Annotated in this window: 1 protein-coding gene; it reads right to left on the bottom strand. The window is 39.7% G+C overall.

Features of this window, described 5'->3' with window-relative positions; all coding sequences use genetic code 11:
- Nucleotides 1-96 precede the first annotated feature (96 nt).
- A complete protein-coding gene (locus D7Y06_RS24860) occupies nt 97-1824 on the bottom strand; it encodes an IS1634 family transposase (RefSeq protein ID WP_120410148.1) in 1728 nt (575 codons plus the stop codon).
- Nucleotides 1825-1971 lie beyond the last annotated feature (147 nt).

Here is a 1971-nt window from a genome sequence, read left to right as displayed (position 1 = left end):
TCCTGTTTTTGACAGTTGAGAAAAAATAGAATCGCTACAATGCTTGAAAATACGGGCAGTGTAGCGATTTTTAGCGTTGTTTTAGACTATGGTATTTTATTTCCTGCCTTTGCTTTTTTTCTGAATTGTTTTCATATGACTTTTGGTGATGAATTTAAAATCGGTTTCAAAACCACAGATCTCGTGCAAAGCATCGGTCAACTTGTTGCGTGTATAAAGCGGGATGAAACCCTGCGCCTGTATGTCCGCAAAATTTATTGTTTTTAACTTGTCCAGAATCGTCTCACAGGTAAAGACATGTTCTAACTCTCTTTCAAGATAACGGTATATGACTAATGAAAGAAAACAGATGAGGAAATGTGCTTTTATACGTACATCATCATGAAGAAACACAGGTCTTGCTTCAAAATCTGTTTTCATTATCCGAAAACATTCTTCGATTTCCCATCTTCCTTCGCTGACTTTTAAAATATCTTTCACAGCATCATCTAACAGATCGGTAGTTACCGCATACATTCCATCGTAGAGGGATTCCTGTTCGATCTTATCTGTATCCAGATAATTATGGATTTTTGCCGCTTCTCCATCTTCAGACACTGCAATTTTTCCTATAAATCGTGCAGGATCGTTTGGATTTCTGCGCTCTTTTTTCACTTTTCCCAAATTCAGCATTTTTTCAGCACGTTCCACCTGTGCGTCACGTATCGTTTTCTGGTATCTTGCATATTTGGGCGAATAAGTTACGATCAGACGCTGGTGGAGTGTGTGCGGAGTGTATGGTTCGTCTTTATAATACAGTCCATTATCATCTTCCGGGATTTCAGAAAGGACAACAGGCGTGTCATCTGAGACCCGTTTAAAACCGGTTCTGTCCAAAGCCCATTTTTTATCATCTTTATTTAGCTTTTTTATAGACTGGGTAATAATAAAAGCACGTTCGCCGGCATGATTTATTCTTTTGATTGCTTCCGAACCGAGTCCGGCATCACTGCAGTAAATAAATTTAGTACAGCCAAAATCCTGAAGCACCTTTTCCTCCAGTGGCTTCAGGGAAGTCTGTTCATTTGCGTTTCCGGGAAAAAGTGAAAATGCAAGGGGGATACCATCTCCGTCCATGAACATTCCCATCTGGATGATGGGGTTTGGGCGATGTTCTTTGCATTTGCCGTATTTTTTATCACCATCTTCCTGTTCAATTTCAAAAAAATAGTTTGTGCAGTCGTAATAGAGTACCTTGTCGTTGCGCTTCCCAAGCAGACGGCTGTTCTTATACACTTCTGACTGGATAAAATCGCATTCATTTCCGAGAACATCAAGTGCCCGGTAGATATCATGCAGCTGGTAAGAAGGCTTTTCCAGAAATTCAGAAGCCGTCTTATAAGAAGAACGTTTACTGGCCGGTTCAAGGATTCTGGCATAGACAAGGTCGGAAAGGACAGCATTGATATCATATTTGAATCTATGCTTGTCCCGGAGCTTGCGGCATGTCTTATCAAGCTGGAGACGATAGTAAAAAGTTTGGGGAAAAAGATATCCACCACGGTAGAAGACCTGCTGGCCATAATCCAGCTTTTGATCGGAATGGAACGTGATCTGGACGGCTTTGGCCTGTTGTTCCTTTTTATATTTAAGAGTTTCCATCCTGGCCTCTTCTTTAGCCCACTTCATGACATCATCACGAGTGGGGCCATGTTCAGCCAGAAGTTCCTTAAGAGTACCGAGCCTGCGCACATTGACGGACGTGCTTTTTCCTTTATTGTCAATAAAACTTTTTGCGATATAAAAAGATTCAGAATTTTTTGATTTAGATGTAGTTACTTTCATAGTGAAAACCTCCTGAATATAGTATACCATACTTTGAAAAATAATGCTATATAATACTATGAAATAAAACGAAAAATTTGACATAAAAAAGTCAGGCTTTATAAGGCCTGTAAGGATTTTTTGAAATATGAAACTGTCAAACTCCCG

The organism is Roseburia sp. 1XD42-69 (genome assembly GCF_003612565.1).
Taxonomy (GTDB): Bacteria; Bacillota; Clostridia; order Lachnospirales; family Lachnospiraceae; genus Roseburia_B.
Note: the sequence above shows the minus strand (reverse complement) of the source record. Positions and strands in the feature narration are given on the sequence as shown.

Bases quoted from the DNA above. Each gene is read 5' to 3' on its own strand.
- D7Y06_RS24860 (WP_120410148.1), bottom strand. From the start codon at position 1,824: ATGAAAGTAACTACATCTAAATCAAAAAATTCTGAATCTTTTTATATC.